We start from the raw sequence: 21,622 nt of genomic DNA on the forward strand, positions 1-21,622 counted from the left end.
TATCACCTCTCTTAATTACAGAAAATGTGTTTACCGATTTGTTTAATTTGCGGTCGTGACCAAATCCATGCGCTAGTTGCTGTATCTGGATTAAAGTAATACATTGCATTACCAGTTGGATCCCAGCCGTTAATTGCGTCCAATACAGCTTTTTTTGCCGTTTCATCTGGTTCTAGCCAAATTTGTCCGTCTGCTACAGCAGTAAAGGCTCTCGGTTCAAAGATAACGCCTGCTACTGTGTTTGGAAATGTTGGACTGTTAACTCGGTTTAAAATAACAGCTGCTACCGCTACCTGTCCGTTATACGGCTCGCCTCGCGCTTCTCCATATACAGCATTAGCCATTAGCTGTATATCATTTTGTGAAAATCCATTTGGAACATTTAAAGCTGTTGGCTTTTGCGCTTTTTCTTGCTGTTGTTCACTGCCTCCATTAGTAGCAGCTTTGTTAGTTTGATTTTGTTGAGGAGTAGCTTGATTATTATTTTTACCTTCTGATTGCTGCTGTCCTCGTGACTGTTGACCTGTCGGCTGTTGTTCACTGCCTCCATTAGTAGCAGCTTTGTTAGTTTGATTTTGTTGAGGAGTAGCTTGATTATTATTTCTACCTTCTGATTGCTGCTGTCCTCGTGACTGTTGACCTGTCGGCTGTTGTTGCTGACTTTTGGATTGTGATTTTGCATTTTTTTGTACATTGTTCTGACTAGACTTTGCTGAAGAACCTTTTTGTTTATCAATTGGAACTCCACCGTAATGGGTAAATTTATTTCCTTTTTTCAACTCAGTCTTTACATGATACTCATAGTATTTCGTTACGTCTGCTAACTTTTGTTTGGTTTGGGCTCCGGCTAATCCATCAACCTTTTTTATACCAAACTCATACTGGAAATTTCGAAGTGCCCAGTACGTACTCCATCCAAAAACACCGTCAATTTTCCCATTATAAAAGCCGATGTACTGTAAGCGAGACTGCAATTCAATAACGTCTTCCCCTACTGCACCCTGTTGAATGACTTGATTGGTAAATGCTGATGAAGATTGGGGATTAATCATTGTTATTGCTAATAAAGAACATACGCAAGCTGAACAAATATACTTTGTAATTCGTCCCATTAAAAACATTCCATAACCTCCTACATCGTATGTAAGTGATAAGATGATAAGAGTATTTTTTGTAAAGGATGTTTTTTTATACAGGCTAGGAGAAATTTGCTCAAATAAACAAAAAAAAAGTAGCTTTCTTATGAAGAAGCTACGTCTTTTTATTAGGCAATAAACACTTTTTTCGCTTGCTTTACTTTGCGTAATCCCAACCACCATAAATAAATCATAAATGGAATAATAATAAAAATCCAATTATCCATGGTGATAATAATATAATCATAAATACCATGTAATAAAAATGGTGTGCCGATTGAATAGAGCGTCCATTTTATTTTTTCATTTCCTTTTGAAAATTTTGCTTTTCCTAAGTAATAACCCATAATAACTCCAAATAAGGCATGGCTAGAAACCGGTAGAATCGCTCGACCAATTGCTGATTCTAAACCGTTAGCAAACAAGTAAAAAATATTCTCAACAGTAGCAAATCCTAACGAAACAGAAACACCGTATACAATGCCATCATAATGCTCATCAAACTCAATGTGTTGATATACTGTAAAAAATAAAATAAACCATTTAAAAAATTCTTCCAAGAAACTAGTGGAAACGAACGCTTCTACAAAAGGGGAATGAAGTAAATTTTCTTCTTGAAGCACATATTGGATAAACATAATCGGCAACACAAGCATCGCGCCAAAAATGAAAGTTTTTAAGACCATTGAAATGGGTTCAGTTTCATACTCATCTTTTAAATAAAAAAAGCTCAGTAAAGCTAGTCCAGGCGCAATACCTGCAGATAAAATAGCCAACATAAAGCAGCGCCTCTTTTCATCTGTTTTTTTCCATCGTATCATGTTATTGTTAGAAAGAAAATCATTTATCTACTACCTAATTGAAAGTAGCAAAGACTTTTAACAATTTGATAACGAAAGGATGTCATTATGAAAACTCTTTATATCATTCACACTGGTGGAACTATTTCAATGAAAGAAGATGCTCAAACTGGATCAGTAAAACCTGATGATCATAATCCTTTGCAACACTCAACACCTTCCATCGCTAGCTTAGCAAATGTAATTGTTGAAGAAGCGTTTCATTTACCTTCGCCCCATATTACACCAAAAGAAATGCTTACGTTAGCAAAAAAAATTGAGCAAAAGATTGAGACCGATCAAATTGATGGCGTCGTGATTACACATGGTACTGACACGCTTGAAGAAACTGCTTACTTCCTGGACTTAACAACTAAAACAGATATTCCAATTGTATTAACAGGTGCCATGCGCTCTAGCAATGAAATTGGATCAGACGGGCCTTATAATTTTATTTCTGCAGTTCGCGTTGCTTCAAGTGATGCAGCTAAAGGAAAAGGCGTTCTCGTTGTCATGAACGATGAAATTCACACAGCTAAGAATGTGACTAAAACACATACAAGTAATGTAGCTACCTTTCAAAGCCCTCAATACGGACCAATTGGTATTGTGACAAAGCAAGAAATATCTTTTCATCATATGCCAACAGAGCACGAATTTTACCCTGTAGATAACATTGACAAGCAGGTTGTTTTACTGAAGGCTTATGCGGGTATGGATGAACAACTTTTTCAATCACTGGCATCTTTCCATATTGATGGCTTGATTATTGAAGCTCTTGGTCAAGGAAACTTACCTCCACGCACCTTACAGGGTTTACAGCAACTATTGGATAAAAACATTCCAATTGTATTGGTATCTCGTTGCTTTAATGGGATTGCACAAGATGTATATGGATACGAAGGTGGAGGAAAACATTTAAAAGAATTAGGCATGATCTTCTCAAATGGACTAAACGGCCAAAAAGCCCGAATTAAACTGTTAGTTGCTCTTCAAAGCTCTTCAAACCAAGAAGAAATCCAAGAGATCTTTCATAATTAATAAAAAGACAACCATAAAGGCACAATACCTTTATGTTTGTCTACTTGCTAAATATTCAGCAATTTGTCTTCCATGAAAACGCCCATTTTCAATAAAAATTTCATTTGCATTATTTCCTGCTGCAATTACTCCCGCAATAAAAATACCTTGCACATTCGTTTCCATTGTATCAGGGTCAAACAGCGGACGACCTGATTCAAAATCAATCTCAATGCCCATTTTCTCTAAGAATGAATGATCTGGATGGTAACCGGTCATCGCAAAGACAAAATCGTTTGGAATTGTAATTTCTTCTTTTCCATTTGAATACGTTACCGTATGCTCATCAATACGAGTTACAACTGCATCAAAAATCATTTCGATGGTGCCGTTTCGAACCAAGGCTTCAAACTCTGGTAAAATCCAAGGTTTTACGCTCTTTGAATACTCTGATCCTCGGTAAATTACCGTCACGCGAGCGTCCGCCTTTACTAGTTCCAATGCTGCATCCACACTAGAGTTTTTTCCGCCAATGACAACCACATCTTGATTAAAGTATGGATGCCCCTCTTTAAAATAATGATGGACTTTCGGTAGATTTTCACCAGGAACGCTCATATAGTTTGGTGAATCATAATAGCCAGTTGCAACAATAACATGCTCTGCTTCGTATTCACCCTTTGAGGTGGTGACAACAAACTGTCCTTGGTTGTTCTTGTGTACATGTGTTACAAGTTCAAATGAGTGAATTCGTAGATTTTTGCGTTTGACTACTTCACGATAATACGCAAGAGCTTGATTTCGCACAGGTTTTCTGTTTTCTGTAATAAACGGAACACTTCCAATCTCTAACTTCTCACTCGAACTAAAAAACGTTTGATGGGTAGGGTAATTATAAATAGCATTTACAATATTCCCCTTCTCAATTATAAGAGCATTGATGCCGACCGCCTGCAATTCCAAAGCTGCAGAAAGTCCACAGGGTCCCCCTCCGATAATAATTGCTGTTTCTTTTTTCAAACTGCTCACTCCTTTACTTCCAACGAACTTTAGCGTTATACCAAGCTCTTTTCCAACTCCATTCTTTCCTACTAACTAAATTAATTATCTTTACGCACAAAAAAATCTCCTATCTTATGATAGGAGATTTTCTATAAATACGCAAATCTTTCTACTTATTAAATCCAGCCTCTAAAACGTGATGCTTCCGCCATTTTGCGCACGCCTACCATATAAGCAGCCAAGCGCATATCTACCTTACGCGTTGTCGACGTTTCGTAAATAGTATTGAATGATTTAACCATTACTTTTTCTAGCTTTTCTTCTACTTCTTCTTCTGTCCAATAATACCCTTGGTTGTTTTGAACCCATTCAAAGTAAGAAACCGTAACGCCTCCAGCACTAGCTAATACATCAGGCACAAGCAAGATGCCACGCTCAGACAGAATACGGGTTGCTTCTAACGTAGTTGGGCCATTTGCTGCTTCCACAACAATACTTGCTCGAATCTTATCAGCATTTTCTTCTGTAATTTGGTTTTCAATTGCTGCTGGAACAAGAATATCACAATCCAGCTCTAATAATTCTTTGTTACTAATTGTTGTATTAAATAACTTTGTTACCGTACCAAAACTATCTCGTCGATCTAATAGATAGTCAATATCTAAACCGTTCTCGTCATGCAAAGCACCATATGCATCTGAAATACCGATAATTTTAGCACCTGCATCATGCATAAATTTCGCTAAAAAGCTTCCAGCATTTCCAAACCCTTGCACCACGACTCTTGCACCTTTTAAATCAATTCCACGTTTTTTAGCCGCTTCTCTTATACAGATTGTAACCCCTTTAGCTGTTGCTGTTTCACGTCCGTGAGAACCTCCTAATACAAGCGGTTTACCTGTGATAAAACCTGGTGAATTAAATTCATCAATTCGACTATATTCATCCATCATCCAGGCCATAATTTGCGAATTCGTAAATACGTCTGGTGCTGGGATATCTTTTGTTGGACCTACAATTTGACTAATTGCTCTTACATATCCACGACTTAACTTTTCTAATTCTCCAAATGACATATTACGAGGGTCACACACAATTCCGCCTTTCCCCCCGCCATAAGGTAAATCTACAATTCCACATTTCAAGCTCATCCAAATAGAAAGAGCTTTTACTTCTTTTTCGGTTACGTTTGGATGAAAGCGAATTCCACCTTTTGTGGGGCCAACAGCATCGTTATGCTGAGCGCGATAACCTGTAAAGATTTTAACCGAACCATCATCCATTTTGACAGGAATTTTCACTGTCATCATGCGAAGCGGTTCTTTTAACAATTCATATACTTCCTCAGGATAGCCCAATTTCTCCAACGCCTTATGTATGACCGTTTGAGTGGATTTTAACACATCATTTTTCTGTTCTTGTCGATTGCTTTTGCTCTCTTGCATTTTGTCGGCTACCATCTGTAAACCTCCTAAAGTGGATCAAAAAATTAGTAATTCATTAATTTGGTGCATCTTTCATGACATAGTATACACCCTTACTTTTGCTATGCAAAGGGAAATATGAAAGTTTTATGATATTTTGTAGGACAAAACGAAAACGCTTCCAATCAATTGTGTAATCCTCATAATTTTTAGCATTTCTTATAGAATTGCGTGGGATGAATCCCAAAAAAACTCCCTTTATTGCCGTAGGTTTACGTAACACCCACAGCAACAAAAGGAGCTGTTACATTTGAATGTACCTTAGCTCTAAGTTTATGAAAAAGTATCTGCAATGTACGAAAGAGCTTGATTATGAATTAACTGCTTTCCATACTCCTGTACCCGATGTTTCGTAATTGTAGAGGGACTTCCATATTCCGCTAACAACGCTATAATATTCCCGATCTCTTTCATCGTCAGTTTTTCTTCTCCTACTAATACATAAAACCGATTTTCAAACGAATAGAGAATAGTTTCAATATCATAATATTGATTAATTCGTTTTGCCAATTGAATAACGTCTTCAAACGTTTGAAATTCAAAAAATAAATCGTGACTTTCATCCAACATCACTTGCATCTCGATAAATTCTTCGTACATATCTTCATGTTCATCAATAATTTCCATTTCATCTTGACTATCTTGTTTCGTCACAAACACGACCATCCCCTGAGCTTGAAGGGAAAAAATCTCTACTGAAAGCGAGCTTGTCGGTTCAAAATTTAATTCTTTGGACGCCTGCTCAATCATCTCACGAAACAGCTGTTTAACCTTAAATGTATCAGTCCACAAATCTTCTTTTGTGAGCCCTCGCTCTTTTAAATCATCGTACGTGACAAAGACTTTTAACTTATTATAATTTAAACGCTCAAGTCTCATTTGCGTCCCTCCCCGCTTGCACTCATAACCACATGGTTTGATAATGCAGTATATGTACCTTCTAGAAAACGGTTCGTGATGTTTACTTACGAGTTTACAGGTTTACACAGTTAAAAACAAGCCTATTGATTATGATGTTCGGCTAATTTTTCAGTTAACCATTCATTCCATTCGTTTTTTGAATTACCTAATAAAAACGAAGAAACTCTTTCCTTATCCTTCCCGTCTAACATTTCAAAAACAAAGCCACCAAGACCAATTTTTAAATGTGGAAACTCTCCTTGCACATCACATGCCAAATCAACGGTTTTCTTAGCATTCTCCATCATTGTACAGGACATAAAGAAGAAGGTTGGATTCACTTCTTTTAAAATGAGATAAATATCTCTTTCTTCAATGCTGCTCCCTAAGTAAATAACTTCAAACCCTTTTCTTCTCAAGAACAATGTAAAAACAAGCAGCCCTACTTCATCCGTTTCATTTGGACCGCACACCGCGATGGCTTTTGGTAATAAACCACTTGAAGGAAGAGAATAAAATAACATGCTGATTCTTGTTTTCAGTAACTGCGTAGCATAGTGTTCATGGGCACTTGTAATCTTACCTTTTTCCCACATATCTCCTACTGTAACTAATAAAGAACCTAGTATATCAATTACTACTTGCTCCACGGAATATAAGCTAAAAGCATGATTGATTAGTTCTTGTGCTTTACTTTCTTCAAAAGATAATAAATGATGTAAAATTTGATCTTTTAAACGTTGAGGTGTTTCCACTTCACTTTGGTCAGCAGTTTGGTGAATGTTTGCGCTCTCTGTTTCTAACAATGAGACAGCTTGACTAATAGTAAAGCCATTGCTCACTTTATCTGTTAACCACTTTAATTTTTTAAAATCTGCCTCTGTATACAAACGATGACCCGACTCGTTTCGCACAGGGTTAAATATTTTATAACGACGCTCCCATGCACGCAACGTTCCGGGTTGGATTCCGACCATGTTTGAGATGGCTTTAATATTATACTTTCCTTCTTGTGAAGCCATATGTAACCTCCAACGACTCTTCGTGAACTATAACGTATTACTTGCATTATAGGATAAGTTACACGTTGTGTAAAATCTGTATATGCTATGTTCAAAAGACGCTTAAAGTTAGTTTGCTCTAGTAATTGTTAGAACATGCGCCTTGGCTTTGGCTTCCAAACGAAGAGGTAAAGAAGTAGTTCCATACCCATTGCTCACAAAGTAAACTATATCTTTATGCGTTTTAAGTCCACCTAATTCATAAGGGCCCAACCCAAGCAAACGGATTTGTCCACCATGAGTGTGACCGCTAAGCATTAAGTCAACACGCTGTTTTTCCACTTCAAAGATTGCATCTGGATTATGGCTAAGCAACAGTGTGAAATGTTGTTGATTTACACCGTTATAAGCTTGATTAATGTTTAAGTGCCCTTCTGACAAGTCATCAACTCCCACAATATTGTAAGAAACCCCTTCCTTCTCGATACAAATTGCTTCGTTTTTTAAAGCTACTACCTCATGCTTTTTGAAAAGAGCAGCTAGACTCTGTTGATTAATTTCATAGTCGTTATTTCCCCATACAAAGTAAATAGAACCTAGCTGTCTTAACTGCTTGATATTCGCTTCAATCTGTTGTGGCGAGACACCTTTTTCCGCTAGGTCTCCTCCAATAACAACAAAATCAATATGTCCCTTTACTTGTTCAATTAAAGATTTTGTAACCGTACGTTTATGTATATCTGAAATAAAGAAAATACGCAGTGACTGCCATTCCTTTGGAACACCCTTCACTTCAATATGTTCTTGTTCGACAACTGTACGCTGTGCCTCTTTGGCCATGTAAGTAAGTAAAACAATAGCAGCCACTACTAACACACCGATAATTCCTACAATCATAATCATGCTCACTCCTTTTTTATTTACTTTGTGAAGCAGCACCTATACCGTAAATGAATGAGACCAACATAACTGGTAATAGTACATAATATTCAAATGAAATAAACGCTACGCAACCCACTAAAGAAAGCAATGCTACAAGAAATTCCACTCTGTGCAACCTTGTTCCTTGTATCCAGCGGTACACATTTTCAATTAACACCTGCACCCAAATAGCTTGACACGTACAGCTAATTAAAAAGAGCAAAACCGTTGCAAACAGACTCGCTGGATTTTCCAGAAAAAATACAATGGTATCTAGCGAAGCTCCTTCTCGTTCAAATACAGAGGTTGTAATGAAATAATAACTACATACCCACCCTATTACAAATAATAACCACTTTCTCATAATACAAGCCTCCCCTCACTACAACTTGTATGTGAGAAGAGGCTATTGCATGTATTGAATGCTTATTTATTTTCATGATACAAATTAATATCGTAGGTTTGTTTCATTGCCGCATACAAATCTTTTCGACTTTCCCACTGTGCTGGAGTTGACCAAATGTCCTTGCTTTTTTGAATAATTTCACACCGCAAATCATTAAATTCTTTTTCCACCTTATCGCATTGCTTTTGCATTTGTATCATCCTAAAATAGGTAGAAAAAATGATGATAAGCAAGAGAAGATGCTTACTATCACCGAGAAAAAATTGAATAAAGTCACTAAAAGCTATCAGGTTTAAGCGCGAAGTAAATACAAATAAATAACTTATCCCAAACAGCAAGCATACAAAAAATACCCACTTCCATTTATTCATTGATTTTTGAGTAGCCGATAACTTTTCTTTTTTATTTATAACGCTTTCTAATATATATTGAGTAGGTTCATCAACATGATAGCGAGACAGCTCTTTCACTTTCTTCAACTCCCCTTTATAAGGCTAGTACAACAGTATGAAGAAAGGTGAATGTTTATGTTTAAAATTTCAACAATGGTCTTTCTAGTGAACGTCTTGTTTGAGCAATCTCGCTAGTTCGGCTTGCCATCCTAAAAATGTAGATTCTGTACGCTCATGTTCGGATTGCTTAAATTCATCTAAATCAATGCTGCAAAGATCACAACAATTGTGCCTCTCTGAAATGCCCTCTTCTTCAAAATATCTCATTAAGGCTTTTCTTCTACATTCTTTTGTATGGATAAACCCTTTCATTGCATGGTATTTTTTCTGCTTAACGTTTAGGCGTTTATTTACAATCTCCACCAGTTCTCCATATAGAGATTCCGTAACCTGTTCTGGATAAATTATTCCATCATGAATCGCACCAATGTTTTCTAAATAGTGGCGAATAAAACGCCAATGCGTCTCATAAACACCAATTGTAAATAAAAAGTGGGCTTCAACGTCTCGAACTCCAACTGGACTGGAGCTTGAACGAATTTGTGACAAACAATATAAAAGCGTATCTGGAGAAGGAAGCTCTAAGTCTAACAAAGCCTGTGCAGACCCATCATCTTCTTCACTATATAATAAAATTGCTAAGCTCGGTAAGCCATCACGGCCTCCTCTTCCAATTTCCTGAACATAGGATTCAAGCTGCGTAGGCGTTTGAAAATGCAGGACAAAACGAACGTTCGATTTGTTAACTCCCATTCCAAAAGCACTTGTACAGCAGATGAAGTCGAGCTGATTTTCAAGAAATTGTCGCTGAATGAGCATGCGATCGTTAGCTTCCATTCCTCCATGGTAATATTGGACTTTTTCGACACCATTTTCTTTTAAGTAGTGCGTTAACGACTCCGTTAACGCTCGGCTAGAGCAATAAATAATACCTGGTTTTTGAATTTTCGTTACGTATTCCAGTAGCTTTTTCTTTTTTTCTTCAAGACCATGCACATGCTCTACGCTGATAGCAATATTTGAACGATTCATTGAATATAAATGCTCGTTGACTTGATCAAGGTGTAGATAAGTTTTAATATCACTGAGCACTTCACTCGTTGCTGTACCTGTTAGCGCTAAGCAAGTCGGTTTCCCTAGGTTTTCCCATACCATGCCTAAGTTTAAATAATCTAACCGAAAGTCATGGCCCCATTGCGAAATACAGTGTGCTTCATCTACAACGAACATACCAATATTTGCTTGTTTGAGAGCCTGAACTACATACGGATTCTGTAAGATTTCAGGAGAAGCATAAATGAAACGATAGCTATTTAAGGAACGAAGCGCCTGCCGCTTTTCATCTTCACGTAAAAAACTGTTAAGAGCAATAACTCGTTTTTCTCCCTTGGCTTTGAGCTGCTGAACCTGATCTTCCATTAAGGAAAGCAACGGGGACACGATAAGGATTGGCCGCTTTAAAAAATAGCCAGGGAGCTGGTAACAAAGTGACTTTCCTGTTCCCGTAGGCAAGACGGCCAAAACATGATTGTTATTTAATAAGTCCGTTATAATTTCTTTTTGACCGTTCCGAAAAGTAGAAAAGCCGAATTCCTTTTGAAGTACCTGTTCTAACTCCATCGTCTTACTCCTTTCTTAATTCGTTACGCACTTAGCCAATACAAGACGAATTTGAAAATAAGTAAGGTGATCACTAACCCTTTTTTTGATTTCTTTTAGCTGATTGGTATTTAACGCTTCAAAAGCATTCATAATTTCCTTTTGATCCTCCACTTTTACATAATCATCAATAGTAAAATTAGGAAGAAACAGCGCCAATTCAGCAATATGATCTTCAATGGTGCTCTCTTTTAACCGTCTAATTCGAGCTACTTCTTTTAATGATTTTCCTTTTTGTAACCACTCGTACGTTTTAACTGTTGAAGCCGTTAGTGGCACAGTCATATGTACGTCCTGTATAAATTGTTGAAGAACTGGAAATTCACTTCGACATTCGCTAATTTGCTCAATGATTTGATGAACGACGCTGATCATTAATAAATGAACGTAGTGTTCGTTCATCTTATAATATTCAGCAAGCTGACTTTTGGTTAAACCAATTCGCTTATATCCACTCAGATGTTGAACAAACACATCAGCGTTTTGAGAAGAACATTTCGTTAAAATACATTTTAATTCATTAAACAAGCGTTTGGCCAACTCTTCTCTTGAATACGACTGAGAAAATAAATAAGCTTTCACCCATTGAATGATCTCAGGATCTTGGGTGATTGGCAAAAATCCCTTTTGAAAATACTGTAGATTAGAGATTGTTTGAATGAACAAGGTCAGCCTCGATAAAAATAATTGTGTGCTACTCGCAAATTGCCAACCGCTAAGCTTAGCTGGCAGAGGCCATTCACGTAATTGTTGGTGAAGTGCCTCTTCACCCTTGCTTGTTAGCATATATTTTTGATGGTCCACTTCTTTAATGAATTGATGAGAAGTAAGCTCTTTTACGTATAGAGAAAATGTTTCTTTTTTCAAGTAACTAAATGATTGAAATAAAAAAGACAAGCCAAAGATTTTACCGTCTTGAATTGTTTGCGCTGATTTTTTCCCAGTTACTATATGATAAATCCCGTAAACTGTTCGTTCACCTTTTAGTTGTTGCATACTATATAGCATAACGGTTTGAATATAGTTCACAATCGTCAACTTCCTTTCTCTTTTCATTTTACCAAAACTTTAACAGAAAGCACCTTTTTGTCATTGCACGAATTGAGATGAACGAAAAAAGTGGCACTATAAGTCATGACAAACCCTTGTCTGATAAGCATTATCAATGACTTTTCTATTGAAAAGTTTTAAAAATCGTCTTACAATGGGTAAAGAGAAATTTCACGCTTATGTTGAAAAGAGATTATATAACACGAAATTTTCGAACACTTTACAGGAGGTCTTGTTATGCCAAAATATACAATTGTTGACAAAGATACATGTATTGCATGTGGAGCATGTGGAGCAGCAGCGCCAGATATTTACGATTACGATGATGAAGGAATTGCGTTCGTAACATTAGATGATAACCAAGGGATTGTGGAAGTTCCTGAAGAATTAGAAGATGATATGATGGATGCATTTGAAGGTTGCCCAACAGATTCAATCCGCGTAGCAGATGAGAAGTTTGACGGCGACTCTAACAAATTTGAATAAAAAACAATAAAAGACCTGTACATCCACGTACAGGTCTTTTTTCTATTTAAACAGCGACTCGCTTTGTAATCCAATATTTCATTTTATTAAATAAAACAACGAAAATTAAGCCAGTAATAATTCCTTTAATCATGTTAAATGGCAGAATGCCCGTTACGACTAGCTGACGTGTTTCCTCACTTGACAGCGCCGGTGACTGTAAGAAAAGCGTATATGCAGGTAAGAACACATAGTAATTTAAAAACGCCATTCCAACTGACATCACTACTGTTCCAACTACTAAACCTGTTGTAATACCTTTTGTATTTTTAAATTTATGAAACATAAGAGAAACCGGTAAGATAAACAATAGCCCTGCTACAAAATTTGCTAATTGGCCTACAGGGACGCCTGTTGCACTTCCTTGAATGAGATAATGCAGCAAATTTTTAATTCCTTCGACAATAAGACCTGCTACAGGACCAAAGATTAATGCAGCAAGCAGCGCCGGTACCTCACTAAAATCAATTTTTAAAAACGGTGGTATACCTGGTATTGGGAAGTTAAGCATCATTAATACATAAGACAAACCGCTTAGCATCCCTAGAATAACAAGCTTTTGTGTTTTCTTGCTATGTTCCATTTTCCTCTCTCCTTCTTGCGATCCATTCTTCCAAGAAGAAAGGTTCATTGCACATGCACTCCATAAAAAAACCTCAACAAATTTGTTGAGGGAAAATGCAGGCACATTCAATAAACGTTCAACACATTTGTTTTTGAACGTTTGAACCTCCACCTTCTCCCATCCAGACTTTACTGTCGGCTTTGGAATCACACCAAATCCTGCTCCACATTTAAAGAGCTCGCGGGCTTAAAACAATTTGTTTATCACCGCCGGTCGGGAATTACACCCTGCCCCGAAGATAGATCAATATTTAATGATGTTCACATTATATGATACCTTGAATTAAAAGTAAATCATTTGATACAAAAAATACTGCAATTCCGATTTCTTTTAGTCATTATTTTTTCATGATGAAAAAACAGCGCAATAACGAAAGATTGTCAGGTATTCTTTCACCGTACTTTCTTACATATAAAACTCCAAAAAGTACGTATTAAAAATATTTTCACAAAAATAAACCCGCTAAAATACCAAGTTTTTCACTAAAAATCCGAATATTAAGTAACAAATTAAAAATGAAAACGTTACCAATTGTGAACTTTTCTACAATCCAATTGACAGAATTTTTTTAACGTGATAAATTATCAGATATTTGAGTTGTGAAAGGGAGATGTTAATACATGTATGAAGTGTTAGTAGCTGATTCAATTAGCAATGAAGGTCTTGCTCCATTATTAGAAGCATCAAATGTTAATTTAACAAGAAAAAAAGTAACGGAAGTTGAAGATTTATTGCATACATACGATGCACTGCTTGTTCGAAGCGCAACGACTGTGACAGAAGACTTGTTAGACAAAATGAAGAATTTAAAGATTGTTGCTCGTGCAGGTGTAGGTGTCGATAACATTGATATTGAAGCATCAACTAAACGAGGCGTTGTTGTCATTAATGCCCCAAATGGAAACACTATTTCTACAGCTGAGCATACTTTTGCCATGATGGCTAGCTTAGTTCGCCATATCCCTCAAGGGAACATTTCCGTTAAGTCTCGCGAATGGAACCGATCAGCTTTTGTTGGTACGGAACTCAATCGCAAGCATTTGGGAATTGTTGGTTTTGGTCGTATCGGCTCTGAACTTGCAAAACGTGCGAAAGCCTTTAACATGACGGTACATGTATATGATCCATTTTTAACAACATCTCGTGCAGAAAAACTAGGAGTTGACCTCTTATCGTTAGATGATTTATTAGCAGTAGCTGATATTATTACTGTTCATACGCCATTAACGAAAGATACAAAAGGTTTATTGAATCGCGAGACGTTAGCCAAAACAAAGAAAGGCGTTTACTTACTAAATTGTGCACGAGGCGGTATTATTGATGAAGAAGCACTTGCATACTATTTAGAGATTGGTCACGTTCAAGGCGCTGCAATTGACGTATTTGAAGTAGAACCACCTACTGATAATCCACTTTTAAACTTTGACCAAGTTATTACAACACCACATTTAGGTGCTTCAACAAAAGAAGCGCAGTTAAATGTAGCAGAAGATGTTGCCTATGACGTGCTACGCTTCTTAGAAGGCAACCCAGTAAGTTCGTCAATTAACTTACCGACGCTTTCAAAAGACGTATTTGAAAAAATCCAGCCGTTTACTAGCTTAACGAAACAGCTTGGTGCCGTTCTATCACAATGCATGAAAGAACCTGTTCAAGATATTTCTGTTACGTACGCAGGAACAGTAGCAGACTTAGAAACAACCTATATTACACGAAGCTTGTTATCTGGATTTTTAACTCATCGTATTGACCGTTCAGTCAACGAAGTAAACGCGTCAATGATTGCCAAAGAAAGAGGCATTACGTTTGGTGAGAAGATTTCTGATAACACTCAAGGCTATGCTAACATTATTGAAGTTGTTGTAAAAGGAGAGTCTCGCACATTCTCTATTACTGGTACGTATATTAAAGATTATGGTCCTCGCGTTATTAACATTGATTCATTCGACATTGATTTTTATCCAGAAGGACATTTATTATATATCCGACACACAGACCAACCAGGTGTTATTGGAAATGTTGGTAAAGCGCTTGGTGACTTAGATATCAACATTGCAACAATGCAGGTAGGACGTAAACAAAAAGGCGGAGAAGCCATTATGATGCTTACGTTCGACCGTCTTATTGAAGACGCAACGATTGAATCATTAAAGCAAGCAAGTGAAATTGTTACAATTCAACGTATTGAACTATAAAATAAAAACAAGAAAGGTCTAGGCCTTTCTTGTTTTTATTTTGTTATCTTTAGATGTTGACCTGGATAAATATCGCTGGTCGTCATATGATTCCTTCCTTTTAAATCGTCTACATTCATTTCATATTTTTGTGCGATTTTAGATAACGTGTCTCCTCTTTTTACAACGTACCCTTCATTCAACTGTCTAAATACAGCAGTCTCTAAATCTTCCCTTACGTAGGCTGATAATTTCCCTTGATCAAGCTTTGCAATCGGGTTAATAGCATTCGTTTTATTAATATTCCATGTTCCCTTATGAACCTCAAAATGCAAATGAGCACCCGATGATCGCCCTGTGTTACCTACTTGTCCAATTGCCTGACGAATAGAAACTCTTTCACCTTCTGTAACATCTCGACTATTCAAGTGTGCATACACCGTTTCATATCCGTTATCTTGCTTAATAAACACAACTTGTCCATATGTATCAGAGTAATAAGACTTTGTAACTCTTCCACTATATACTGCATACACCTGTGTCCCCACAGGCGCTGCAATATCAATACCAAAATGCTTTGCGTTACGAGAGCCAAACACATCTGTAAGCGTTCCTTCTTCAGTCGGCCAGTTCCACTGTGTAGAAGCTTCTGCTTTAGCCATTGTTCCTCCAACAAACAATAGCCCTATACACATCCCCATAATGACTACTACTAATATTCGCCTTACAATATCAAGCATACATGTCCTCCTATGTACTAAGCGTTTCTTGACACATAAATATACTATATGCAGTTTCGAAAATTCTAGACATTTCCAGTAAAAAAGGTTAGAAAATATTTTACTATTTTCTAACCTTTTACTCTTTGGTCTTTAAAACACAAGTAGCATTTATCTTATTAGTAGTGTTTAGGTAGCTTAATAAAAAATGTTGTTCCCTGATTTAAAATGCTGTTTACCACAATGACTCCACGATGTGCTTCTACGATATTTTTTGCAATCGCAAGCCCGAGTCCCGTACCTGATTTCCCTCTTGTTCTTGCCTTATCTGCTTTATAAAATCGCTCAAAAACAAATGGTAAATCTTCTTCTGGTATTCCTACACCTGTATCTTCAACTGAAAGATGAACTTCCGTTTGGTTACTGTTAATACCAAGGGTCACTTTTCCACCTTTAGGGGTATGACGAATCGCATTGTCAACCAAATTGGTCAATACCTGTTCTATCCGATCTGCATCGATGGTTGCCGGGAGCTGTGTTTGTGAATTGGTTTGGAGTTCCAGCATAACATCCTGCTCTTTGGCAATTCCTTGGAATTTACGAACTACTCGCTCAGCAAGTTCAACCATCTCAATTTCAGCTACGTGAAGCTGAACATGTCCTGCTTCCATTCGAGCTAAATCTAATAGTTCGTTAACAAGCCGCCCCATCCTTAAGGATTCATCGTAAATAACTTGGGTAATTTCTTTTTTCTCTTCTTCCGTGCTAGCAATGTCATCAATAATCGCTTCACTATAACCTTGCAGCATCGAAATAGGTGTGCGTAACTCATGTGAAACATTGGCGATAAAATCTTTTCGGAGCTTATCTAATTTACGCTCTTCTGACATATCACGTAAAACCGCAACGGCTCCGCGAATCTTCGTTTGGTTATAGAGTGGTGACATAAGGATAACCCACGTCTGTCCTTGTATCGTTAGCTCTGCGCTCTGTTCTTTTTCACTTTTAACAACGCTCTCGAACAAACGAACCACTTTTAAAGGAATCTCTGGAATGGACTGGTTATTCATATTTTGCTCATAGTACCATGCTTGTAAAAACTGATCGGCAGGTGGGTTGGTAATTAAAATCGAACCATTTTGACTAAATGTAATAACCCCATCCGCCATACTACTTAATATACTTGAAAGCTGCTCTTTTTCTTGATTTAAAGCATTAAGGTTGAATTTCAACTGCCTTCCCATCTGATTGAAGGCAATTGCTAGTTCGCCAATTTCATCGTGTGTTAAAATTGGCACTTTCGTCTCAAAATTTCCTTTTGTAACCTCAAAAGCTGCCTGCTTCATTTTTCGAAGCGGAGCGGTAATTCGAGTTGATAAGAAAAAAGCAAAAATTGTAGTTAGTACGATGGCAATACCCGCAGCTAAGATAATGAACTTTGTTGTATAGCGTGCAGGCTCTTCAATTTCAGCTAGTGATTGGTATAAATAAACCCCGCCATTCCCTTGACCATCTACAGATAACGGAACGCCTACAATAAACATAAGGGGACTTTCTGAAGTACCTCTATTTTCAGTCATGTACATTTCTTCGTGTACAACTTCACCATGCGTGGTCACTCTTTGAAGATTTTCATCTTCAGAAATGAGCGATATGACAGTGTCACGACTCTCTTCTTCCGGGTGGGTGGAGTTCCAATACTTCTTATCTCCCTGTACAATTAAGATACTGGCTTGGTCAGCTAATTCGCGTGCAATTGAAAGCCCGAGCTCCTGGTCTTTGGTTTCCTTTACGATAGTAGAAATTTTAGCTGCAGTTTTAGTTAGTCGTTTTTCTGCGGCATCTACATGATAATTTTCAAAGAACTGCAGCAATAAAACCGTTAAAATAAATAAAACAAACGTAACCAGTAATAGGATAGTGAACCAGAGTTTACCAACAACACTCCGCCAAAACATCAGCTGTTTCCAACCTCGAATTTATACCCTACACCCCAAACGGTTACAATCATTTTAGCAGCGTCTGGAGAGACGCGATTTAATTTTTCTCGCAAACGTTTGACATGAGTATCTACCGTCCTTAAATCTCCAAAGAAATCATAGTGCCAAACTTCTCTCAGAAGCTGCTCACGGTCGTACACTTTATCCGGTGTTTTTGCTAAGAAGCACAGCAATTCGTACTCTTTTGGCGTTAGGTTGACTTCTTTATCATCAGCAGTCACACGATGTGCATCATTATCGATTGTTAAATGGTCAAACACAAGCATATTTTTAACCGAAGATGTTGGCTCCATAACAGGTGTAGACGAAGATCGTCGTAACAAGGCCTTGACGCGCAGTACAACTTCTCTAGGACTGAAGGGCTTAACAATATAGTCATCCGTTCCAACTTCAAAACCTTGAACACGATTTACTTCTTCACCCTTCGCTGTTAGCATAATAATCGGTGTTGTTTTTTTCTCACGAATTTGTTTACACACTTCAATTCCATCAATTCCAGGCATCATTAAATCTAAAATAATAAGATCATAATTTATATGTAACGCTTTCTCAATAGCCTCATGGCCATCAGCAGCTTCTTCAATCGTATATCCTTCTTTTTCTAAATACATCTTTAACAAACGACGAATACGATCTTCATCGTCCACAAGTAATAATCTTTGTTCAGTTTGCATGTTCTCAACCTCCTATGTTTAGTTTACAAAAAAAACGGGTGAACCGCTACCAATGTCTAATCAACATTGTGACAATCTATGTAACAAATGAACGGGACTTAAAAGGTGTCTCTATTATTTATACTTTTTTATATCATTTTTCATTTATGCCTAATTTCCACATCTGATTGGATTCATTATGACAAAAAAAACTCGCTGTCGCAATGACAGCGAGTTTTTTCTTACGCATATGAGTGTAGGCCTGCAATGACCAAGTTAACCGCAACGAGATTAAACATAATAATAGCAAAGCCACCAACTGCTAGCCATGCTGAACGTTCACCTTGCCAGCCTTTGGCTAAGCGCAGATGTAAAAAGGCTGCGTAAAATAGCCACGTAATTAAAGCCCACACTTCTTTTGGGTCCCACCCCCAGAAGCGTGTCCACGCAATTTGCGCCCATATCATGGCGAAAATTAAAGCACCTAAAGTAAAAACAGGAAACCCAATAGCAACTGAGCGATAGCCTACTTCATCTAATAGTTCACTGTTTACTTGCTTGACTAACGGCTTTAAAGCAGCGCCGATTCGTTTGCGAAGAACAAGACGAAGTAACCAATATAGGACAAAACCACTCATGAGTGACCATAAAACCGTATTTAACTTTTGTGCATTAATAATTGCAGGTACTGAAACCGCTGGCTCTAAACGATCAGTCGTTACTAACTCTCCGTCATGTGGACCAACTAGAGCCGGGAGATGATACACCATTTCAGCCTGCTTTTCATTTTTATCGACCCATGTAAACGTAGCATCATAGTTTGATAAACTAAAAGCTGTTGTCATGATAATAAATCCAACCGTACTCAGTAAAGAATATAAGATAAACTCTAGCCAAAATGTTTTTTTGGTTGCTTTCGTTTGATCAATACATTTAATAAGATAAATCAGTCCCGCTACAAAGCTGATAGCTAAAATTGCTTCGCCGGCAGCAGCCGTTGTAACGTGAATATGTAACCAGTTTGTTTGAAGCGCTGGTATTAAAGGTGAAATTTCCGTTGGAAACATACTTGCATACGCAATGATTAACAGCGCAATAGGAAGAGCAAATACGCCTAGAATACTTAATTTATAGATAAAGTAAATAATAATAAATGCCCCGACAATCATCATGCCAAAGAAGGTTGTAAATTCAAATAGATTACTAACCGGCGCATGGCCTGAAGCAATCCATCTCGTAATAAAATATCCAACTTGTGCAATGAATCCAACAATCGTTACGCTAATTCCAAATATCGGCCACTTGTTTGCCTTATGCTTTGAATTCTTTTCTCTAATGGCTCCACCAAAGAAAAAAGTAGCGACTAAATAAGCAATGAAAGCTACATAAAGCAAGTTACTACTAACGCTAGCAAAATCCATTCTGTCTCCTCCTACCCCTTGTCTTTATCTACTTGATCATGCAACGGCATAATCTTAGTTTGTTGAACTGCTTGATTTAACTCATTTTTCAAACCATACCAGTTTTTATTTGTGTGAGCGGCTAACCACAGCTCATCTCCAATCCTTTGAATCCACAAACGTCGATGATTCCAATACATTCCTTGAATGACACCGATCATAAAGATCGCACCTCCTAGGCCTAAAATCCAAAGCGTATAATCCTTTCTGACTGTTAACCCTGTTACATTTTTTGTATCTACGCCTGCAAAGGACATCTTATAATCATTTTCACCAAGTGGCTCTAGGTTCTGTTGAATAGCGACAAGTGCTACCTCACCTTTTGGATGCTCAGGTGAAAACATTTTAAACACAAAGGCTGGGTTGTTCGGTACCCGTGTTTTGGTATCTGGGTTTCCATCATCATTCAAATAAAAGTCTGGGAAATAGCTAATTAAATCTACTTTATAGCCATCCTTGAGCGTATATGTTTCCTCAGGCTTATATAAATCAACTGTTAATTGGCCAATATTTTCTTCCGTTTCTTTGTTTGTTAAATGAAACGACATGGCGTTGAATTCATTAAGCTTATAATCCACCTGGTAAATGGCATAGCCTTCATGCTTTAAAGGTTCATTTACGCGAATGCTCTTATCCTTTAATTCTTTTAATTCTGGCGTTTGTCCAGGAATACTGTCCCCTTCACGCTCGTATAGAGTCACATCGGCTTGATAGTTCTTTACAATGGCTTGATTGCCCACGCGGTCAATTGCTTGTTGAAAAACTTCTTTTTCCGTCTCTTTATCATACGTTTCGACTTTAAACGCATTGTTTTTCAAATAGTATTCCCCATCAGTACCGGGCACTACCTTTGTTTCACCTTCTCGTACCCACAGTACTTCATCAACGTACATGCCAGGTACAAACCGAAGCATAGCACCGATTAAGAAAATAATAAGACCAAGGTGATTGACGTAAGGTCCCCATCTCGAAAACCTTCCTTTTTCAGCCAATATGTTTCCGCTTTCTTCTCGAATTGTATAACGATGCTTTTTCAACTGCTCTTTCATAGCTTCATAGTCTTCATCTGCCCATGACTTCGTGACGCTAAATAAACGCTGCTTTTTCAAGAAATTGGCGTGTTTTTTTACTCTTTGATACTTTAGTGATTTATAAAGTGGAACAACTCGGTCTAAGCTGGCGATGACCAATGATATACCGAGCGATGCAATTAAAAGCATGTACCACCATGAACCATATAAATTGTGAAATCCTAGTTCATAGTAGAGTTTTCCCGTCCATCCGTATTCTTGTTCATAGTATTGAACTGCTGTTGTTCCTGGTGGTATGTACATTTCTTGTGGATAAATCGTTCCTAGAGCTGATGCTGCAAGTGTAAGGATAATAATCCAAACACCTACCTTTACTGAGGAGAAAAAGTTCCATATCTTATCAATGATTGTTTTATTGTATGTTTGTGAGCGCCTTGCACTACCCTCATATCGCATATCAACCAGTTGCTTTGAGGACTCTTCATTCAGCGGCTTCCCACACGCTTCACATAATACGGTTCCTTCTTTGTTTTGATGACCGCATTCACATCGTATTTGTTTCATA

The 21,622-nt window shown here is 37.5% G+C and carries 20 protein-coding genes and 1 riboswitch; of the genes, 3 read left to right on the forward strand and 17 right to left on the reverse strand.

Going from position 1 to position 21,622, the window contains the following annotated elements:
- Window positions 1-11: 11 nt before the first annotated feature.
- On the reverse strand, window positions 12-1,121 hold the full coding sequence (gene sleB, locus AS180_RS01570) for a spore cortex-lytic enzyme (RefSeq protein WP_025908366.1): 1,110 nt from the start codon (window positions 1,119-1,121) through the stop codon (window positions 12-14).
- Between the two features lie 143 nt (window positions 1,122-1,264).
- Window positions 1,265-1,915, reverse strand: coding sequence for a glutamic-type intramembrane protease PrsW (gene prsW / locus AS180_RS01575; RefSeq protein ID WP_025908365.1), 651 nt, complete (start codon window positions 1,913-1,915; stop codon window positions 1,265-1,267).
- Window positions 1,916-2,044: 129 nt separating this feature from the next.
- On the opposite strand from prsW, the gene AS180_RS01580 reads away from it, so the two are divergent.
- Window positions 2,045-3,016, forward strand: coding sequence for an asparaginase (locus AS180_RS01580; RefSeq protein ID WP_025908364.1), 972 nt, complete (start codon window positions 2,045-2,047; stop codon window positions 3,014-3,016).
- Between the two features lie 30 nt (window positions 3,017-3,046).
- On the opposite strand, the gene AS180_RS01585 is transcribed toward AS180_RS01580, so the two are convergent.
- The 9 genes from AS180_RS01585 to AS180_RS01625 form a co-directional block, all read right to left on the reverse strand.
- A complete protein-coding gene (locus tag AS180_RS01585; RefSeq protein WP_025908363.1) occupies window positions 3,047-4,015 on the reverse strand; it encodes a YpdA family putative bacillithiol disulfide reductase in 969 nt (322 codons plus the stop codon).
- 158 nt (window positions 4,016-4,173) lie between these two features.
- On the reverse strand, window positions 4,174-5,442 hold the full coding sequence (locus AS180_RS01590; protein WP_175384180.1) for a Glu/Leu/Phe/Val family dehydrogenase: 1,269 nt from the start codon (window positions 5,440-5,442) through the stop codon (window positions 4,174-4,176).
- 312 nt (window positions 5,443-5,754) lie between these two features.
- The gene (locus AS180_RS01595) at window positions 5,755-6,360 is read right to left on the reverse strand and encodes a genetic competence negative regulator (protein WP_061784716.1); all 606 of its coding nucleotides are present in this window, start codon (window positions 6,358-6,360) and stop codon (window positions 5,755-5,757) included.
- A gap of 122 nt (window positions 6,361-6,482) precedes the next feature.
- Window positions 6,483-7,403, reverse strand: a complete 921-nt coding sequence (locus tag AS180_RS01600; RefSeq protein ID WP_025908360.1) for a MerR family transcriptional regulator — start codon at window positions 7,401-7,403, stop codon at window positions 6,483-6,485.
- A gap of 108 nt (window positions 7,404-7,511) precedes the next feature.
- Window positions 7,512-8,285 (reverse strand): metallophosphoesterase, encoded by a 774-nt coding sequence (locus tag AS180_RS01605; protein ID WP_226372912.1) that lies wholly within the window; start codon window positions 8,283-8,285, stop codon window positions 7,512-7,514.
- A 13-nt stretch (window positions 8,286-8,298) separates the two neighbouring features.
- Entirely contained in the window at window positions 8,299-8,667 is a 369-nt protein-coding gene (locus tag AS180_RS01610) for a hypothetical protein (RefSeq protein ID WP_025908358.1), read from the reverse strand.
- A gap of 62 nt (window positions 8,668-8,729) precedes the next feature.
- Window positions 8,730-9,179, reverse strand: coding sequence for a DUF2663 family protein (locus tag AS180_RS01615; protein ID WP_025908357.1), 450 nt, complete (start codon window positions 9,177-9,179; stop codon window positions 8,730-8,732).
- A gap of 84 nt (window positions 9,180-9,263) precedes the next feature.
- Window positions 9,264-10,781: a RecQ family ATP-dependent DNA helicase gene (locus tag AS180_RS01620; RefSeq protein WP_025908356.1), complete on the reverse strand. Its 1,518-nt coding sequence runs from the start codon at window positions 10,779-10,781 to the stop codon at window positions 9,264-9,266.
- 15 nt (window positions 10,782-10,796) lie between these two features.
- Window positions 10,797-11,849 carry a YpbB family protein gene (locus tag AS180_RS01625; protein ID WP_025908355.1) on the reverse strand — a complete coding sequence of 351 codons (1,053 nt, stop codon included), beginning with the start codon at window positions 11,847-11,849 and terminating at the stop codon, window positions 10,797-10,799.
- A 258-nt stretch (window positions 11,850-12,107) separates the two neighbouring features.
- Between AS180_RS01625 and AS180_RS01630 the strand changes: the two genes are divergently transcribed.
- Window positions 12,108-12,356, forward strand: coding sequence for a ferredoxin (locus AS180_RS01630; RefSeq protein WP_025908354.1), 249 nt, complete (start codon window positions 12,108-12,110; stop codon window positions 12,354-12,356).
- A gap of 46 nt (window positions 12,357-12,402) precedes the next feature.
- Here the strand turns inward: AS180_RS01630 and AS180_RS01635 are convergent, their stop codons facing one another.
- Complete coding sequence (locus AS180_RS01635; RefSeq protein WP_025908353.1) at window positions 12,403-12,978, reverse strand: ECF transporter S component; 576 nt, start codon at window positions 12,976-12,978, stop codon at window positions 12,403-12,405.
- 147 nt (window positions 12,979-13,125) lie between these two features.
- A riboswitch (FMN riboswitch) is annotated at window positions 13,126-13,264 on the reverse strand.
- A gap of 376 nt (window positions 13,265-13,640) precedes the next feature.
- Between AS180_RS01635 and serA the strand changes: the two genes are divergently transcribed.
- Window positions 13,641-15,215, forward strand: coding sequence for a phosphoglycerate dehydrogenase (serA, locus tag AS180_RS01640; RefSeq protein WP_062686257.1), 1,575 nt, complete (start codon window positions 13,641-13,643; stop codon window positions 15,213-15,215).
- A 35-nt stretch (window positions 15,216-15,250) separates the two neighbouring features.
- Here the strand turns inward: serA and AS180_RS01645 are convergent, their stop codons facing one another.
- The 5 genes from AS180_RS01645 to resB all read right to left on the reverse strand — a co-directional run bounded on the left by AS180_RS01645 (window position 15,251) and on the right by resB (window position 21,621).
- Window positions 15,251-15,934 (reverse strand): peptidoglycan DD-metalloendopeptidase family protein, encoded by a 684-nt coding sequence (locus AS180_RS01645; protein WP_025908351.1) that lies wholly within the window; start codon window positions 15,932-15,934, stop codon window positions 15,251-15,253.
- A 158-nt stretch (window positions 15,935-16,092) separates the two neighbouring features.
- On the reverse strand, window positions 16,093-17,871 hold the full coding sequence (locus AS180_RS01650) for an ATP-binding protein (RefSeq protein ID WP_062686259.1): 1,779 nt from the start codon (window positions 17,869-17,871) through the stop codon (window positions 16,093-16,095).
- Window positions 17,871-18,587: a response regulator transcription factor gene (locus AS180_RS01655; RefSeq protein WP_062686261.1), complete on the reverse strand. Its 717-nt coding sequence runs from the start codon at window positions 18,585-18,587 to the stop codon at window positions 17,871-17,873. Before AS180_RS01655 ends, AS180_RS01650 begins: the two co-directional genes overlap by 1 nt.
- Window positions 18,588-18,808: 221 nt before the next feature.
- Window positions 18,809-19,987, reverse strand: a complete 1,179-nt coding sequence (gene ccsB / locus AS180_RS01660; protein ID WP_025908348.1) for a c-type cytochrome biogenesis protein CcsB — start codon at window positions 19,985-19,987, stop codon at window positions 18,809-18,811.
- A gap of 11 nt (window positions 19,988-19,998) precedes the next feature.
- Window positions 19,999-21,621, reverse strand: a complete 1,623-nt coding sequence (gene resB, locus AS180_RS01665; protein WP_062686263.1) for a cytochrome c biogenesis protein ResB — start codon at window positions 21,619-21,621, stop codon at window positions 19,999-20,001.
- Window position 21,622 lies beyond the last annotated feature (1 nt).

Source organism: Priestia veravalensis (assembly GCF_001457055.1).
In the GTDB taxonomy this organism is placed as follows: Bacteria; Bacillota; Bacilli; order Bacillales; family Bacillaceae_H; genus Priestia; species Priestia flexa.

Bases quoted from the DNA above. Each gene is read 5' to 3' on its own strand.
- AS180_RS01630 (WP_025908354.1), top strand. From the start codon at position 12,108: ATGCCAAAATATACAATTGTTGACAAAGATACATGTATTGCATGTGGA.
- AS180_RS01580 (WP_025908364.1), top strand. From the start codon at position 2,045: ATGAAAACTCTTTATATCATTCACACTGGTGGAACTATTTCAATGAAA.
- ccsB (WP_025908348.1), bottom strand. From the start codon at position 19,987: ATGGATTTTGCTAGCGTTAGTAGTAACTTGCTTTATGTAGCTTTCATT.
- AS180_RS01595 (WP_061784716.1), bottom strand. From the start codon at position 6,360: ATGAGACTTGAGCGTTTAAATTATAATAAGTTAAAAGTCTTTGTCACG.
- resB (WP_062686263.1), bottom strand. From the start codon at position 21,621: ATGAAACAAATACGATGTGAATGCGGTCATCAAAACAAAGAAGGAACC.
- AS180_RS01645 (WP_025908351.1), bottom strand. From the start codon at position 15,934: ATGCTTGATATTGTAAGGCGAATATTAGTAGTAGTCATTATGGGGATG.
- AS180_RS01610 (WP_025908358.1), bottom strand. From the start codon at position 8,667: ATGAGAAAGTGGTTATTATTTGTAATAGGGTGGGTATGTAGTTATTAT.
- prsW (WP_025908365.1), bottom strand. From the start codon at position 1,915: ATGTTGGCTATTTTATCTGCAGGTATTGCGCCTGGACTAGCTTTACTG.
- AS180_RS01605 (WP_226372912.1), bottom strand. From the start codon at position 8,285: ATGATTATGATTGTAGGAATTATCGGTGTGTTAGTAGTGGCTGCTATT.
- sleB (WP_025908366.1), bottom strand. From the start codon at position 1,121: ATGTTTTTAATGGGACGAATTACAAAGTATATTTGTTCAGCTTGCGTA.
- AS180_RS01650 (WP_062686259.1), bottom strand. From the start codon at position 17,871: ATGTTTTGGCGGAGTGTTGTTGGTAAACTCTGGTTCACTATCCTATTA.
- AS180_RS01655 (WP_062686261.1), bottom strand. From the start codon at position 18,587: ATGCAAACTGAACAAAGATTATTACTTGTGGACGATGAAGATCGTATT.
- AS180_RS01600 (WP_025908360.1), bottom strand. From the start codon at position 7,403: ATGGCTTCACAAGAAGGAAAGTATAATATTAAAGCCATCTCAAACATG.
- serA (WP_062686257.1), top strand. From the start codon at position 13,641: ATGTATGAAGTGTTAGTAGCTGATTCAATTAGCAATGAAGGTCTTGCT.
- AS180_RS01590 (WP_175384180.1), bottom strand. From the start codon at position 5,442: ATGCAAGAGAGCAAAAGCAATCGACAAGAACAGAAAAATGATGTGTTA.
- AS180_RS01620 (WP_025908356.1), bottom strand. From the start codon at position 10,781: ATGGAGTTAGAACAGGTACTTCAAAAGGAATTCGGCTTTTCTACTTTT.
- AS180_RS01635 (WP_025908353.1), bottom strand. From the start codon at position 12,978: ATGGAACATAGCAAGAAAACACAAAAGCTTGTTATTCTAGGGATGCTA.